The following is a 16,391-nucleotide window of genomic DNA, read 5'->3' on the forward strand; positions in this document are numbered from 1 at the left end:
AACTAATTGTAGAGCATTCCAACGCCATTTGAACTGCTGAACTCTTGAAGCAGTCGTTTTGATCTCCGATGCATTCAAGCCATGACGACGATAATAAACCAATTGTTCAGGAATAAAAACCACTCCGCGATAATAATCTGCTAGTAAACCAATCCACATGTCGTGCATCGGCACTCCTTGTGGGATTGGCAAAATAATTTCTTTTAATTCTGATCGAAAGGCCATCCCTGCACCAATATAACTGCTCTTCACAATATTATGCCAGAATCCAGAGTGAGTATGACGCATCGCTTGATAAGAAGGCATCAAAATTTCAAAGTCATTATCAACAATAACTAAATCAGAAATAACCACTTTTGTTCTGGGATTTTTGAAATACGGGAGCATCTTTTTAACTTTGTCAGCATGCCAGATATCATCTTGATCACTTAGGAAAATGATCGGGTGCCTGCTTTGCTGAATCGCATTAGCAAAATTCGCGATCAAACCTTTCCCATCATTTTGAAAAAGTTTTACTCGCGGATCATTTGCTTTTAATTCTAATAAAAATTCCCACGTGCCATCCGTAGAATGGTCGTCGGAAATAATCAACTCATCATGTTCTGAAAGTTGAGGGAATATGCTGTTCAATTGTTCTTCAATAAAGTGACGGCCGTTGTATGTCGCCATACAAACGGAAATTCGCATCTTGGACTTCTTTTGCATTCCCTACCTCCAAAATTAAAAAAATTGCCAGCCCCACTTTTGAAAATATTTTTTCATGGACTGTAAAAAAATAAAAAACAACTTGCGATTTTTAACTGCGCCGCGTTCATATAAATGAACGACAGCGAATTGTGGACTATAAATTGCTTTATAACCTGCTTGCTCCATTTTACGACAAAGATCATTATCTTCGAAATACATAAAGTAACGCTCATCGAAGCCTTCAATCTCATTAAACTTTGCTAGATCCACTACCATGAAACTGCCAGAAATCATTCGTACAAAACTATCTTGCCCTTCTGGTAAATCACGACACTCAAATTTAGCCAATCGCTTTGCAAATAGCCTTTTGACAATCTTAAACGGGATAAATCTCAGTATATAATCAAAAACATTTAAATGATTGCGAATCAAATATTGAGTCGTTCCATCTTCGTTTAATATTTTCGGTGCTAACAATCCGCACTTCGGATAGTTAGCCAAATGGATGACCATTTCTTTTAGATGATTTTCTGACAATATAATATCTGGATTAAAAATAATCCCATATCCTGTAGTATTTAAAAGGTTGGCGTTATGACCAAAACCGAAACCTTTGTTTTCCTCATGAAATTCTATTTTGACAAATGGATAATCGAGGTATTTTCTTAAACGCTCGCGATACGCTGATTCTGAGGCATTGTCAAAAATCTTAATCTGAATCGCCTGATCTTCACTCAACGTTTCAATCAAAGAATCCAAGCTTAGAAAAATCTTGTCGCTGTTGTGCGTCACGATGCTGACAGTTAGATTAGTATCATTCATATTCATAACGGACGACAACACTCATTTCTTGAAATATTTTTGCAATACCTGCGAACGGTACTCCTTGTTCCCAAAGAATCGGAAACTTTTCGTAATAAAACTATATTTTTCACTAATTAATCCAATCAATTCTAATAAGAATGTTAAAGCGAAAACCATGGCAACAATCAAAACAATCGTGCCCACTTGGCTGGTATAGTTCAATAGCAACGCGGAAAAAGAAAATAATACGGCAATTGCATAAATCGTCAAAACCGCTCCACGATGAGTAAACCCTAGATTCAGTAAGCGATGATGCAGATGCTGTTTATCTGCAACAGAAATCGGCATATTTTTAGCTTTGCGTCGAACCATAGCAAAGAACGTATCTGTCACTGGAACACCTAAGATAATCAATGGTGTGATCAAAGAAATGAAAGTAACATTCTTCAGACCCTGTAATGTCAGTACCGACATCATAAATCCCAAGAATAAAGCTCCTGTATCGCCTAAATAGATCTTAGCGGGGTAAAAATTATACGGAAAGAATCCCATAATACTTGCTACTAAGCAAAAAATCGCTAATGAAATATAGACTGTTGATGAATGCAGGAAAAAGTATCCTATGACACCTATTGTTGTCAAACTTATAATTGAAACTCCTGATGCCAAGCCGTCCAAACCATCAATTAGATTCATTGCATTCGTAATGCCAAAAATCCAAAAAACTGTAGCAGGCAGACTCAACCAATCTAAATTAATTCGACCAAATAATGGTGCTGTGAAGAAGTCAAAACGAATTTCTGCAACATAATAAATTATCAAAGCCGCCAGTAATATCCCCACACTTTTTTGTCTAGGAGATAATTCAAATTTATCATCTAGTAATCCAGTGATAATAATAATTAGACCACCTAATAAAATCTTACTAATATAATCAAAAGGGATCGCATCACGAAATAGAATTAACGATGAAATAGCAAATGCAACAAAAATTGGCAAACCGCCAGCACTAGGCATCGGCACTTGATTCATTCGGCGCGCATTTGGATTGTCTACCAACCCAGTCTGGACCGAAATTATTTTAAAAATCGGGGTTAAGACCAACGCAATCAAAAATGTTAAAAAATACTTGATGATCAGCCCGAACGATACTAACATATTGCCACCTGCCTTTTTACTAAAATTATTATATAGGATTAAACACTCTTTACAAGGTTCTCATAAAATCTTTCAAAATTCTTGAGATTATTTTTTCTTTTTTATGAAACGATCCTTCAATTTATTGAACCATTTATTGACACGATTTGATCCCTCTGTAACCTCTTGTCCTGTACGATATTCTTCGATGGCTACGTTCAACACACCACCTAAAATAATAATCGTTGCAGCGAAATTTAACCAAAACATCAGCACAATGAAGCTTCCGATGATTTGATAACCGGAGACACGTTGTGCGAAAGTCTGCGCGTAAATACTGAATCCTTGTGCCAAAACTATCCAACCGACTGTGGCAAAGACTGTCCCAGGAAGTGCATATTTTACACGTACGTGTGCATTAGGAATAACGATATACAAGCCACCTAGTATTACCAGCAGACCAATTAATGTGACAGGCCAGCGTAAAGCCAAGAATGTATCAATAATATCAGGAGAAAAACGTAATAATTGCTGCAAGGCATCTAAAATTACTTGACCCGCACTGAAAAATAGCGCAACAGCAATGATTGCCATCATTAACACACCAACAATACCTACTGATACGATACGGCTAATAACAAAATTCCCACGATCCTCAACACCATAAGCACGATTCAAGGCTGTCTGCAAGGCATTGATTCCTCGACTAGATGACCATAAAGCAGCTAAAACTGAGATTGATAACATACCGCCAGAAGTGCTTTCTAACAATCCTGTGATCGCCGGTTTCAAAAAACTGTAAACATTCGGCGGAATAGCCTCACTTAGATAGGGCAGAACTGTTTCTGGTGTGATATTAAAGTATGGCAGCAAATTGCCGACTATGATCAATATTGGGAAAAAGGACAGCAACAAATAATAGGCGACTACCACGGAACGGTCGCCTATTTCTGTCTCTGCTAAATGTTTTTGGATCGATTGGATAAAATCCATTAGTTTCTTATTTTTTTTAATTTTATCTATTGGTCCCATAAAATCCTCGTCGTCCTAATATGTTCCTTCTTCACCTTGTGAAGTCAAAATTTTCGGTCCTTCTTTCGTGATTGCTAAGGTGTGTTCATATTGCGCACACCAACCACCATCACGTGTATAGGCAGTCCAGCCATTTGGATCCATCTTCATTTGCCAAACACCAGTGTTGATCATTGGTTCGATTGTAATGACCATACCTTCTTTTAAACGCAGTCCTTTTCCAGCAACACCATAATGTGGAATCGCTGGTTCTTCGTGAATTGTTGGCCCTATGCCGTGACCAACAAAATCACGTACGACTGAAAAGCCTTCGCCTTCAGCATAAGTTTGAATTGCATGACCGATATCGCCGATACGATTTCCAACCTGCGCTTGCTCAATACCTAGATACAACGCTTTTTTAGTAACTTCCATAAGTCGGTTGATTTCAGGTGAAACTTCTCCTACTGCATATGACCAACAAGAATCAGACATCGCGCCCTTGTATTCGACACACATATCAACCTTGATCAAATCACCATTCTTTAGTGGTTTTTTCCTTGGAAATCCATGGCAAATTTCATCATTGATACTGCAGCATGTAGCATATTCATAGCCTTCAAAGCCGATTTGTGCTGCAACGCCGCCATGACTTTCAATAAAGTCTCTAACAAAATCTTCAATATCCATACTGGTAATCCCTGGTTTTATAAAATCGCGCAAATGACGATGAACGTCAGCTAGCAACTCGCCTGACTCATTCATCATTTCTATTTCCCGGGGTGATTTTAATGTAATCATGTTCTCGTCTCCTCATATTGATATTTCTACTATATTATATATCTATTTTTTTGGTGAAAATATCTTCATAGGTCGTCCAGTTAATACTTGGATTTTTCGTCTCATAATCTTTTTTTAAGCAATAAAACAAGTCTGTGAAAATCTGGACGAACATCCTTTTTCATCTTGTCCATTTTAACATAACCCTATAAAGCGAACAAATGGTTAGAGAGCAGTGATTTCCTTTTGATTTTTATTTTGATATAATGACCATAAATTTAGCTTAAAGCTAAGGAGGAATTTTTTTGACATTAGCAAAAATTGTTTATGCCAGCATGACTGGAAATACCGAAGAAATCGCGGACATTGTAGCCGAAGCCTTCGAAAACCTAGATATTGATGTAGAAATTGATGAGTGTACACAAGTAGAAGCAGAAGATTTTGAAGACGCGGATATCTGTGTTGTTGCTACATATACTTATGGTGAAGGCGATCTGCCTGATGAAATTGTAGACTTTTACGAAGATCTGCAAGAATTAGATTTAAGCGGGAAAATTTTTGGCGTATGCGGTTCTGGTGATACTTTTTATGATCAATACTGCAAATCCGTTGATGATTTTGAAGCGGCCTTTGCGAAAACCGGCGCAACTCGCGGTGCTGACAGTGTAAAAGTTGAAATGGCAGCCGAGGAAGAGGATATCGAAAATTTAGAAGCTTTCGCCAAAAAAATTGTCGCAGCAGCATCCTAATTATTCGAAAAAAGATGTACCAGATTTGTCTGGCACATCTTTTTTAAATGCATTTTCTTTTGCGAAATTCTAAGAAATGCTAAGATAAGACTAATGAAACGGAGGGATAATAATGGTACTACCTAATTTTGAGACACTTTTAAAAAAATATGCCCACTTGATTACAAAAGTTGGGGTGAATGTTCAAAAAAATGACACAGTGGTCGTTTACGCTAGTATTCAACAAGCATCGTTGGCACGTCTTGTGACAAAGGAAGCTTATCAACTAGGTGCTGCAGAAGTCATCGTTCAATGGAATGACGATGAGATCCAACGGGAATTCTTAAGTCATGCGGCCGAAGATCGTATCACCGAAGTTCCAGCCTATAAAGTGGATGAGGCTAATACATTTGCTGAAAAACGAGTCACTCGTATCAGTATCGTTTCTCAAAATCCAGATGCCTTATTAGGAGTCGATACAAACCGGGTTGCAGCCTTCCAAGCGGCTCGAGGAAAAGCTCTGCAAGCAGTGATGGAAGCAACACAATCTAACAAACTACGTTGGACAGTCGTAGCGGCTTCAAGTCCTGCTTGGGCAAAAAAAGTCTTTCCAGAATTGACTTCAAGTGAAGAACAAGTCGACAAGCTCTGGGATGAAATTTTTAAAACAACTCGAATTTATGCCGATGATCCAGTCAAAGCTTGGGAAGAACACGATGCTACGATGCGAAAACAAGCAGAGCTTCTAAATAAGGAACAGTTTTACGCTCTGCACTACACTGCTCCAGGAACAGATATTGTTATAGGCTTACCAGCGAATCATGTTTGGGAGGGCGCTGGCAGTTTCGCCGCAGATGGAAATGAGTTTATGGCCAACATGCCGACCGAAGAAGTTTTCACAGCACCAGATCGTAATCGTGTAGATGGTTATATTACTAGTACAAAACCGCTGAGTTATGCTGGAACCACATTAAATGAAATGAAATTTACGTTTAAAGACGGCAAAGTGGTGGAGTTTTCTGCTAAAGAAGGCGCTGATGTATTGGCATCGCTATTAGATATTGATGAAGGGGCTAAACACTTAGGCGAAGTTGCCCTAGTACCTGATCCCTCACCAATCTCTCAATCAGGGATTACTTTTTTTAATACCCTCTTTGATGAAAATGCCTCAAACCATTTAGCCCTCGGTGCCGCCTATCCTTTCAGTGTGGAAGGCGGAACTGAAATGTCTAAAACCGAATTAGCAGATGCTGGACTAAACAGCAGCCAAACTCATGTCGACTTCATGGTGGGCTCAGACCAAATGAATATCGATGGTATTCGAAAAGATGGGACAAAAGTTCCAATTTTTAGAAATGGTGATTGGGCTTAATTAAAAAACAAAAAATAGCCACTTAGAAAAATTTTTCTAAGTGGCTATTTTTACGTTCTCGACTGGAATCGAACCAGCGACCTATCGCTTAGGAGGCGATCGCTCTATCCTACTGAGCTACGAGAACGTGCCTATACTATTGTAGCGATTTTAACTTATTTTAGCAAGCTGGCTAACTTAAATTTAAGGGAGTTATTTCGAAAAAATGAAAATTTTCACTAACCGACTATTAGCAATTTATGAATTTTTATCAAATAAGAATCCAGAAGACTTTCGAGCCTTATACTGAGATTACTGAGCTAAAGTAAAAAAAGGGAAAAGACCTATTTTCGTCTTTTCCCTTTACTTTTTTTGCTTTTTTTCTTTTTTGGTTCGCTCTGTTTTACTGGTTCTTCAGTTAGCAGCTCTCCGCCAAATAGATAGATTGGTTCAAGCTTCAAGTCGAGCTTTTTAGCAATTTTAGTCAAATCCGATTTTTCTTGTGGTGTAACAAGAGAAATAACAATCCCACTTTCTCCCATTCGTCCAACGCGTCCAGCACGGTGAAGATAGCTTTCTTCACTCATCGGTACATCCGCATTGATCACAAATGGCAATGACTCGATATCTAAACCGCGACTAGCTAAATCGGTTGTTAATAATCCTAATACTTGATGCTTTTTGAATTGTTCGATTGCATTCTTACGAGATATTTTTGATTGATCTGAAGCAAGACTTGCCACAGGTAATTGGTGAAAGAGCAGTTTTTCTTCGGCACTTCCCATATCGTTTAATTGATTGAAGAAAATCATCCCCCAAAAAGCGGGCAGATTCAGCAGACGTCGCAGTTGATCAACTTTTTTTCGATCACTTGTTTCTAAATAGAAATGGTGCACATCACCTTGACTATCATCTTCATCGGAGACATCTACAACTAATAAATCAGACTCAAGCTGATTCAACTCATCCAGTACGACATCAGCTGTCGCGGAAAAATACAAATGCTGCGCCTGATTATCGCTGGCCTTCAGAATTTTTTGAATCAGCTGCAGGCTTTGTCCTTGAATTAGCTGATCGACCTCATCAAAGACTAATGTTTTGATATTGGGCGCTTTAATTTTTTTGGCTGTGATCAATTCCAACACACGACCAGGGGTCCCAATCAGCAATTCCGGTTTTTTCTTCAGTGCTTCTTGTTGGCGTTTAACATTTGCACCGCCGATTAAAGCTTGCACCTTCATGCTGGAACCTGTCAGCCACTTGCGAGCTACTTCCACCACTTGCATCGCTAATTCTTGCGAAGAGGTCAATACTAAAACTTGACTAGCTTTACCTGCTTCCATTTGATTAATTAAGGGTAATAAATAGGCCAGCGTTTTTCCACTGCCGGTTGGAGCGATTCCAACTAGATTTTTTCCTTCAATAATTGGTGAATAAACTTTTGTTTGGATCAAGGCTGGCTTTTGAAAGCCGGCCTCCTCCCAATTGTTCTTTAAAAATGGTACAAATTCCTGATTGTTCATAGTTTCCTCTATTTCTCGTCAGCATCAAAAACAATGCCCGCACTTTTTCGCATATCATAAATCACTTGGTTTACATTACGGGCTAATTCGACCCATTCCTCATAATCGGTTCCTAATTCACGATCTGTCGGATTTAAAATGACTTCAGCAAATACATTCGCTTCCTCCACCATTGGATTTTCCAATTGATGAACGTTTAGTTTTTCCCTGCGTTGATGATCACGATCATGGAAGACGGCTTCACTAATCGAATTAACTGCGTTCATCACTAAGGTGCCGTTACTTAAATATATCTCTGATTGCTGGAAGCTGTCGCTGATTTTGCCCGTACGAATCGTAACATCAAAGTTATCATACCGCAATACGCCGGTCCCGATTCCATCAACGCCGGTCGAAATTTTTTGGCCAAAATAAATGCTTTCTTTCGGCATACCAAACCAAGCTAACGCCGCATAAATTGGATAGACACCTAAGTCAGCCAATGCACCGCCTGAAAAGTGCGGTGAAAAAATATTTGGTTCTTGGCCATCTAACACTTGATCGTAACGTGATGAATATTTCATAAAGCTAAAATCCGCCCCAATGATCTGATCTTTAAAAGGTAGGAAATCAGCCACCGTTTTAAACGCCTGCTCGTGAATATTGCGAGCCGCTTCAAAGAAAAAGACCTTTTTCTGATTGGCTAGTTCAATAATTTCATCCATCTCTTTAGGTGTTGAAAAGGCTGGTTTTTCCACGATGACATTTTTACCAGCTAGAATTCCTTGTTTGGCTTGTTCAAAATGCAAGCTGTTTGGTGAAGCAATATAGACCGTGTTCAAATGCTCAATACCAAAAAACGTATCAAGGTCAGTCGCATATTCGACATCGCCGTATTTTTCACCGAATTTTTGCGCCGTTTCTAGTCGACGTGAATAAACTGCTGCTAGTTGATACTTGCCTGTTTCATGTGCCGCTTGAACAAATTGATCGGTGATCCAATTTGTCCCAATGATACCTAAATTAATCATGTTTCTTCCTCCCTTTTCACTCCAAGGTATTTTTTTAAGTTCTTTTACTTACACTGTAAAGGGTTGGAAAACGTCTCACTGATTCGGATCAATAAATTTTTGTTCCAAATCAAAGGGAACAGCTTTTTTGATTGAGATATTCTCCTGATCTACATCACAATTATACGCTAAAATCTGGACACCGTCTGCTATGGCCATTTTTACCGCCTCATAAAGTGCCGGCTGCATCTCACGATGAATCGTTGCGGCTTGAATCGTTGGAAACTGAACAACGAATAAAACATAACAATGATAGCTCATTGACTGAGCCACGCGTAATTCTTCAACATGTTTCAAGCCTCTTAACGTTGGTGCGTCGGGAAAAGCACCGATCCCTCGATTTTCCAACGTCATCCCCTTTACTTCCACGAATCCTTTTTCTTGCTGATCCGTCTCAAAATAAATGTCAAACTTCGAATGTTCAAAAGTGTATTCGCGCTTTAAGTAATTAATTGATCCCTTCAATCCAGGCAGTTGGATTTTACCTGTTAGGATTCCTTCAGCGGCCAACGCATTCGGTATTTGCGAGTCAATATTGATCCACATGTCTCCTTTTTTAACTGCGATTAGATCATAAGCCGTTTTCCGTTTGGCGGATGGCTGATGATTCACTGCTACCAAAACTTCAGGTAGTAATAATTCTTTGCTGCGGCCGGTATTTTTTACATGGGTGATAATTTCTTCTCCTGTCTCCAATAAACGGCAGCGAGCAATGAAGCGATTGCTTCTTTCAATAAAAATAGCTAAGTGAATGGCAGAATACTTCATTTTTTATCAAAATCCTTCTAAAAAAAGTTAAATAGTCCTTAAGGCTGATGGAAAGATGACAGACTTTATTATATAGTATAACAAAGCTAGTGTGAAAGGAGTTTTTTGATGAGATTGAAATGGCCCGTCTTCCTAAGTGCGACCTCTCTCGGTGTGGCAGCAGTGAGTTCGAAATTTGTTCGCAAACGTGAAGCGAAGGACTTAAATAGTATATATGTCGGTTCTTGGGAGTTCACTCATCCTAAAGAACACAAACATCACACTATTACGATCTATCCTGATTTATCGATTATTTTAGATGGCACAGCCATCATCTATCAACTGATTGAATTGAGTGAACAAAAATTGGCGATTCAGGATCAATACGGTTATCACTTGTTGATCAAAACAAAAAATGGCATACCTGAGACGCTTTATGACGAATTAGACGATGTGTCTTTTCCAATCGTCCCTGTTAAAAATTAGTAAGAAAAAAGGATGCCGACTGGCATCCTTTTTCTATTGATGGATTAAAGAACGTAAAATCTGATCTACATTTTCTGCCGCTTTGCGCCCTTCACGAATTCCCCAAATCACTAGGCTCGGTCCGCGTCTAGCATCGCCAGCCACATATACTTTTTCGTTATTCGTCGTATAGTCTTCATAAATCTCGTTTACATCAAATGCATCTAACAACTGTTTTTCTGCTCCGGTAAAACCCATCGCCAGTAAAACTAAATCTGCTTTTAACGTTTTTTCCGTTCCCTTGATTGGCTGGAACTGATGATCCACTTGTGTCGTCTCAATCGCAATTACTTGTCCGCGTTCTGCTCCGATAAAAGCTGTTGTTGATGTATTGTAAGCTGTTAACTCAGCATTTTTTAAAGAGCCTTCTGCTTGACCGTAGCCTTCACGATTGATCATTGAATATTCCGGCCATGGATTGTTGGCAGCTCGACTTGCAGGTAATTGCGGCGTGATCTCTAATTGTTTCACCGATGCCGCACCTTGACGAATTGCTGAACCGATACAGTCATTTCCTGTATCACCACCACCAATTACAATAACATGCTTACCTGCCAGCTTTTTGTCACTGACTTTTTTCCCATGCTGTAAAACATCCTTCGTACATTCGGTTAAGTAGTCCACCGCAAACTGGATACCGTGCAGTTCTCGTCCCTTAATTTTCAGGTCTCGAGGAACACTCGCGCCGCTAGCAATAATCACTCGATCGTATTTTTCTTGCAACTCAGAAGCAGTAATATCTATGCCAACTTCGGTATTCAAAACAAACGTAATCCCAACTTCTTCCATCACGTCGATCCGGCGTTGAACAATTTCTTTATCCAATTTCATATTTGGAATGCCATACATCAACAAACCGCCAGCACGGTCGCTGCGTTCATAGACCGTTACTTGATGGCCTAATTGATTTAAGCGCCAAGCCGCTGAAAGACCAGCCGGGCCTGACCCAATGATCGCTACTTTAAAGTCTGTCCGTTCATTCGGCAGCCCATCTGCTTTGACCCAATCATTTTCAAACGCATTATCAATGATGAAGCGCTCATTGTCGTGGATCGCCACACCTGAACCATTCAGCCCTTCTGTACAAGATTTCTCGCAAGGAGCTGGACAGACGCGCCCTGTCATTTCCGGTAACGGATTGGTTTTCGCCAATCGATCAAAGGCATTCTTGAAATCGCCTCGGAAAACAAAATCATTCCATTCAGGAATCAAATTGTCATTTGGACAACCTGAGACTGCTCGTTTGCCGCCATAGAAAATTCCCGTATGGCAAAATGGAATGCCGCAGTTCATACAACGAGCTGCTTGTTCTTTTCGTTCTTCTACACTAAGCGGCGTTTGCAATTCTTCCCAATCTTGAATCCGTTCTTCGACTGGTCGATAAGGATTGTCCTTCCGCGGGTATTTTAAAAATCCAAAAGGATCTGCCATCCTAGCCACGCTCCTTTCCAGCCGGTACTGTTTGTTCGCCGATCACTTCAACGAATGCCTTCTCGATCAATTCTTCACCACTTAGACCAGTTTTTGCCAATTCCTCAGTTACTCGAACCATTTCATGATATTCTCTTGGATAAACTTTAGTAAAATGTTTTTGGGCATTTTCCCAATCATTCAATAATTCGGCTGCCTTCAATGAATCGGTATAAGCTAAATGCTTCTCGATCATTTCCTTCAAGATAGAATCGTCGCCTGCTTCACCTAATTTGAAAAGATCAACCATTTCTAAATTGCATTTACCAGCAAAGGTATCAGTCGGATCATAAACATAGGCGACACCGCCTGACATCCCGGCTGCAAAGTTTCGACCAGTTGGGCCTAGAATCACCGCGACACCGCCAGTCATGTATTCACAGCCATGATCGCCGACACCTTCAACAACAACATGCGCGCCACTATTTCGGACACAGAAACGCTCGCCTGCTTTTCCGCGGAAGTAGCCTTCTCCGCGATTTGCACCGAAGCAAACCACATTTCCGACGATTGGTGAATTTTCGACATCATAAGCAGCATCCTTTGGCGGTACGATGATCACACGGCCGCCACTCAGCCCTTTAGCAACATAGTCATTTCCTTCACCAATCAGCTTCAACTCCATTCCCTGTGTGATGAATGAACCGAAGCTTTGGCCAGCGATCCCGGTGTAAGTATATTTGATCTGACCCGGAGTCAGCTCATAGTTGCCAAAACGTTCCGCGATCCAGCCGCCCATTCGCGCGCCGACCGTACGATTAACATTATTGATTGAGTATGTCATTTCTACTTGTTCACCGTTTTTAATGGCTCCTTCAGCAAAATGATCCAATTCAGGCCATTCCCGTTTTTCTTTGAATGGGTCTTCGGTTTTACGTTCGATTCCAACACTGGTCGCTAAGATCCGTGAGAAGTCTAACGATTTCGCTTTGCCTTTAGCGATAAAGCGCGGCTCCAATACTTCGGTATGTCCAATCATTTCATCGATACTTCTAAAACCTAACTCAGCCATAATCTCGCGTAAATCTTCCGCGATAAAATACATCATATTGACTAAATGCTCAGGTTTGCCGACAAAGAATTTCCGCAATGCCGGATTTTGTGTCGCAACACCTACCGGACAAGTGTTCAAGCTGCAAACCCGCATCATGACACAGCCGATCGCAACTAAAGCAAGTGAAGCAAAACTGTATTCTTCCGCTCCAAGTAAAATCGCCATCGCCACATCGCGGCCGGTCATTAGTTTTCCATCGGTTTCTAACGTCATTCGTTGGCGCAAATTGTTCATTGCCAATGTTTGATGCGCTTCAGCAACACCCATTTCCCATGGTAAACCCGCATCACGAATCGAGTTGCGCGGCGATGCACCTGTCCCGCCATCATAGCCGGAAATCACGACAACATCTGCGCCTGCCTTCACTACGCCTGTAGCGATAGTCCCCACACCGGTACTAGAAACCAGCTTGACGTTGATTTTCGCATACGGATTGATTGCCTTTAAATCGTAAATCAACTGGGCCAAATCTTCGATCGAGTAGATATCATGATGCGGCGGTGGTGAAATCAGACGTACACCTGGTGTTGATCCGCGAATCTCTGCGACCCAAGGGAAAACTTTATTCCCCGGCAATTGTCCGCCCTCACCTGGTTTCGCACCTTGTGCCATTTTGATTTGCAGTTCTTCGGCACTCATTAAATATTCTGCATTCACGCCAAAACGTCCAGAGGCAACTTGTTTGATTTTACTGTTGAAGTTTTTGCCGTCTGCTTGTGGTTTGAATCGTTTGCGGTTCTCTCCGCCTTCACCGCTGTTAGATTTCGCGCCAATACTATTCATCGCTTCAGCAATACATTGATGGGCTTCTTCACTTAATGAACCGTACGACATCGCCCCAACTTTGAAGCGTTTCACGATTTTACTAGCAGGCTCGACTTCAGACAGCTTGACTGCTGGACGATCTTGCTTGAACTCCCACAGTGCCCGCAAATTCGTTGGTTCCTCTAAGGCTTCCTGATTCATTTGCTCCACATAATGCTTGAATAGTTGATAATCCCCTGCGCGGACCGCTTGTTGGAAGTTATAGATCGTTTTTGGATTGAATAAATGATGCTCGCCATCGGCCTTATATTGAAAGCTTCCGCCTGAGGCTAAGCGATCGTCTTGCTGTGGGCCATAGGCTAATTGGTGTCGCTGCAGATATTCTTCTTCAATTTGCTGCAAGGATAGTCCACCAATTCGGCTGGCTGTCCCGGTAAAATATTTCTCCGTCACCGGTAGACTGATCCCCACAACTTCAAATAACTGTGCGCCATGATAACCGGCGATCGTTGAGATTCCCATCCGCGACATGACTTTCACGATACCTTTTTCAGCAGCTTTCCGATAATTTTCCAGACCATTTTCAATCTTAAAGTCATTCAATGTCGCATATGCGCCATAAGGATGGACTCCGCTGGCACCATATCCGATGAGAGTCGCAAAGTGATGAACCTCGCAAACCTCCGCAGAATCAACAACTAAGCTTGCCATGGAAGCTTTCCCTTTACGAACTAGATGATTATGCAAACCAGAGACAGCTAATAAAATCGGCATCGCCATTTTTTTCTGCTCTGAACCGCGATCGCTTAAAATCAGAATCGTACCGCCATGATCAATCGCCGACTCAGCTTCTTTAAACATCTGTTCCAACCCGTCTTCCAAAGCATTCCGGCTGCCGACTGGATATAATGTTGAGATCGTCACCGCTTTTTGTTCTTTGGTATTTAATTGGGCAATTTTTTGAAAATCAGCACTGCTGAGAACCGGACTCTTGATTTTCAATTTTTGACAGTTATGTGCATCGTCTACGCGAATATCGCCATCACGACCTAAGAACATTTCTGTTCCGATCACCAATTGTTCACGGATCGCATCAATCGGTGGATTCGTTACTTGAGCAAATTGCTGTTTAAAATACGTGAACAGCGATTGCGGCTTGTCACTTAAAACGGCTAAAGGAGAATCGTACCCCATTGAAAGAACAGGTTCCTCGCCTTTTTCCGCCATTTGTAATAATGCCCCGCGAATGATTTCATCGGTATAACCGTTCAGCTTCCACAGTCTTTGCAATTCCTTTTCAGTCATTGCCTCTGCTTCGTTTTCCACTTCAGCAAGCTGTGCTAATTCGATGCGATTTTCAGCTAACCATTCTTTGTAAGCATGAGCCTTTGCATATTTTTCTTTGATTTCTTGATTGCGGTAGAATTTTCCATTGATGGTGTCAACTAGGATCATGTTCGCAGGTCCCAGCACACCTTTTTCAATCACATTTGATGGTGCAAAGTCAACAACACCAGATTCTGAAGCAACTTGCACAAAGCCGTCTTTTGTTATGGAATAGCGGGAAGGCCGCAAACCATTGCGATCCAGCGTCGCCCCGACCATTTCGCCATCTGTAAAGCACAAAGCTGCTGGTCCATCCCATGGCGCCATGAAGCTGGCATTATACTCTTGGAAAGCCGTCATTTCTTCACCCAGTCCCGCTTCTTCCGACCACGCTTCTGGAACCATCATCATCAGTGCGTGAGGAATGTCACGACCGTTGCGATATAAATACTCCATACAATTCTCTAACTTAGCCGAGTCAGAGTCTTCTTCGTTATACACTTCGATGCCATGACTCTTCATCCAATTTTCTGACCCGCGTAATGTATTGATCTCACCATTATGGGCTAAGAAACGGAAGGGCTGCGCACGATCCCAGCTTGGAAACGTGTTGGTAGAAAAACGTGAATGCACTACTGCGATACTTGCCGCAAAATCTTCATCCTGCAAATCATCATAAAAAATTCCAACCTGATAGGCATGCAGCATCCCTTTATAAACGATTGTTTTACTGGATAGGCTGCAAATCGCCAGTTCATTCGCATGATACGTTTTTTCCAACTTACGGCGCAAACGATACAGCCGATCTTCAAACTCACGATCCGTTTGGACTTCTAACGGCCGTTTTATGAACAACTGAACAAAGCTGGGCATGACTTTTTGCGCCCCGGGCCCGCAATTTTCATACTGAAACGGCACATCCCGCTGCCATAAAACTAAATAACCAGCGGCTTCGATTTCTTTTACAAGTGACTGCTGCAACCCGCTTTTGTGTTTCTCGTCTGGGGGCAAAAAGAACATTCCTGCCGCGTACTGCCCATGTTCAGGTAAAGTAACACCAGCCGCTTTTGCTTCCCGTTGAAAAAATTTGTCTGGAATCGTCGCTAATATTCCTGCACCGTCACCAGTTTCAGGTTCCGCCCCAGTTCCGCCACGATGATTCATTCGTTCCAGCATCGTCAGTGCATGCTTCACTAATTGATGTGAAGCTTGGCCTTCCATCTGAGCAATAAAGCCCATACCACATGCATCCTTCTCAAAAGAGGGATCATACATGGTCGGGCCTTCTGTTACTTGTTGCTTTGTCATAGACATCATCCTTTAAATAGTTTGACAATTCTCATTTATTTTTAATATACTACCTTTTTTTAAAAAGATAGGCAAGTGTTCTTAGAATATTTTTTTAATTACTCATGTTATCGAAGCCCTGATCTT

Annotated in this window: 13 protein-coding genes and 1 tRNA gene; 3 read left to right on the top strand and 11 right to left on the bottom strand. The window is 41.2% G+C overall.

All coding sequences use genetic code 11. From position 1 onward, the window contains the following. The 5 genes from A5875_RS07530 to map all read right to left on the bottom strand — a co-directional run. Positions 1–705 (bottom strand): glycosyltransferase (locus tag A5875_RS07530; protein WP_088933024.1); only part of this gene is annotated, 705 nt, incomplete at its 3' end. Between the two features lie 15 nt (positions 706–720). Next, positions 721–1,515, bottom strand: a complete 795-nt coding sequence (locus A5875_RS07535) for a glycosyltransferase (RefSeq protein ID WP_088933025.1) — start codon at positions 1,513–1,515, stop codon at positions 721–723. Positions 1,516–1,530: 15 nt separating this feature from the next. Beyond that, positions 1,531–2,649, bottom strand: coding sequence for a glycosyltransferase family 4 protein (locus A5875_RS07540; RefSeq protein WP_088933026.1), 1,119 nt, complete (start codon positions 2,647–2,649; stop codon positions 1,531–1,533). An 87-nt stretch (positions 2,650–2,736) separates the two neighbouring features. Next, positions 2,737–3,660 (bottom strand): YihY/virulence factor BrkB family protein, encoded by a 924-nt coding sequence (locus A5875_RS07545; protein WP_088933027.1) that lies wholly within the window; start codon positions 3,658–3,660, stop codon positions 2,737–2,739. 15 nt (positions 3,661–3,675) lie between these two features. Continuing rightward, positions 3,676–4,440 (bottom strand): type I methionyl aminopeptidase, encoded by a 765-nt coding sequence (gene map, locus A5875_RS07550; protein ID WP_088933028.1) that lies wholly within the window; start codon positions 4,438–4,440, stop codon positions 3,676–3,678. A 284-nt stretch (positions 4,441–4,724) separates the two neighbouring features. Here map and A5875_RS07555 point away from each other — a divergent pair, with 284 nt between their 5' ends. After that, entirely contained in the window at positions 4,725–5,168 is a 444-nt protein-coding gene (locus tag A5875_RS07555; protein ID WP_088933029.1) for a flavodoxin, read from the top strand. Positions 5,169–5,280: 112 nt separating this feature from the next. Then, positions 5,281–6,519, top strand: a complete 1,239-nt coding sequence (locus A5875_RS07560) for an aminopeptidase (protein ID WP_088933030.1) — start codon at positions 5,281–5,283, stop codon at positions 6,517–6,519. A gap of 53 nt (positions 6,520–6,572) precedes the next feature. Here the strand turns inward: A5875_RS07560 and A5875_RS07565 are convergent. The 4 genes from A5875_RS07565 to sfsA all read right to left on the bottom strand — a co-directional run bounded on the left by A5875_RS07565 (position 6,573) and on the right by sfsA (position 9,838). Beyond that, positions 6,573–6,646, bottom strand: a tRNA-Arg gene (locus tag A5875_RS07565). A 196-nt stretch (positions 6,647–6,842) separates the two neighbouring features. Next, a complete protein-coding gene (locus A5875_RS07570) occupies positions 6,843–8,021 on the bottom strand; it encodes a DEAD/DEAH box helicase (protein ID WP_088933031.1) in 1,179 nt (392 codons plus the stop codon). Between the two features lie 8 nt (positions 8,022–8,029). Beyond that, positions 8,030–9,031 carry a Gfo/Idh/MocA family protein gene (locus A5875_RS07575; protein WP_088933032.1) on the bottom strand — a complete coding sequence of 334 codons (1,002 nt, stop codon included), beginning with the start codon at positions 9,029–9,031 and terminating at the stop codon, positions 8,030–8,032. A gap of 75 nt (positions 9,032–9,106) precedes the next feature. After that, entirely contained in the window at positions 9,107–9,838 is a 732-nt protein-coding gene (gene sfsA / locus A5875_RS07580; RefSeq protein WP_088933033.1) for a DNA/RNA nuclease SfsA, read from the bottom strand. Positions 9,839–9,946: 108 nt separating this feature from the next. Between sfsA and A5875_RS07585 the strand changes: the two genes are divergently transcribed. Beyond that, entirely contained in the window at positions 9,947–10,303 is a 357-nt protein-coding gene (locus tag A5875_RS07585) for a DUF4828 domain-containing protein (RefSeq protein ID WP_088933034.1), read from the top strand. Positions 10,304–10,336: 33 nt separating this feature from the next. Here A5875_RS07585 and A5875_RS07590 read toward each other — a convergent pair whose 3' ends face one another. Beyond that, complete coding sequence (locus tag A5875_RS07590) at positions 10,337–11,773, bottom strand: glutamate synthase subunit beta (protein ID WP_088933035.1); 1,437 nt, start codon at positions 11,771–11,773, stop codon at positions 10,337–10,339. 1 nt (position 11,774) lies between these two features. Further along, complete coding sequence (gltB, locus tag A5875_RS07595; RefSeq protein WP_088933036.1) at positions 11,775–16,265, bottom strand: glutamate synthase large subunit; 4,491 nt, start codon at positions 16,263–16,265, stop codon at positions 11,775–11,777. Between the last annotated feature and the right edge of the window lie 126 nt (positions 16,266–16,391).

The sequence above is a fragment of the Enterococcus sp. 3H8_DIV0648 genome (assembly GCF_002140655.1).
Taxonomy (GTDB): domain Bacteria; phylum Bacillota; class Bacilli; order Lactobacillales; family Enterococcaceae; genus Enterococcus_A; species Enterococcus_A hulanensis.

Coding starts and splice junctions, on each gene's coding strand:
- A5875_RS07535 (WP_088933025.1), bottom strand. CDS start 1,515: ATGAATATGAATGATACTAATCTAACTGTCAGCATCGTGACGCACAAC.
- A5875_RS07540 (WP_088933026.1), bottom strand. CDS start 2,649: ATGTTAGTATCGTTCGGGCTGATCATCAAGTATTTTTTAACATTTTTG.
- A5875_RS07545 (WP_088933027.1), bottom strand. CDS start 3,660: ATGGGACCAATAGATAAAATTAAAAAAAATAAGAAACTAATGGATTTT.
- map (WP_088933028.1), bottom strand. CDS start 4,440: ATGATTACATTAAAATCACCCCGGGAAATAGAAATGATGAATGAGTCA.
- A5875_RS07560 (WP_088933030.1), top strand. CDS start 5,281: ATGGTACTACCTAATTTTGAGACACTTTTAAAAAAATATGCCCACTTG.
- A5875_RS07570 (WP_088933031.1), bottom strand. CDS start 8,021: ATGAACAATCAGGAATTTGTACCATTTTTAAAGAACAATTGGGAGGAG.
- A5875_RS07575 (WP_088933032.1), bottom strand. CDS start 9,031: ATGATTAATTTAGGTATCATTGGGACAAATTGGATCACCGATCAATTT.
- sfsA (WP_088933033.1), bottom strand. CDS start 9,838: ATGAAGTATTCTGCCATTCACTTAGCTATTTTTATTGAAAGAAGCAAT.
- A5875_RS07585 (WP_088933034.1), top strand. CDS start 9,947: ATGAGATTGAAATGGCCCGTCTTCCTAAGTGCGACCTCTCTCGGTGTG.
- A5875_RS07590 (WP_088933035.1), bottom strand. CDS start 11,773: ATGGCAGATCCTTTTGGATTTTTAAAATACCCGCGGAAGGACAATCCT.
- gltB (WP_088933036.1), bottom strand. CDS start 16,265: ATGACAAAGCAACAAGTAACAGAAGGCCCGACCATGTATGATCCCTCT.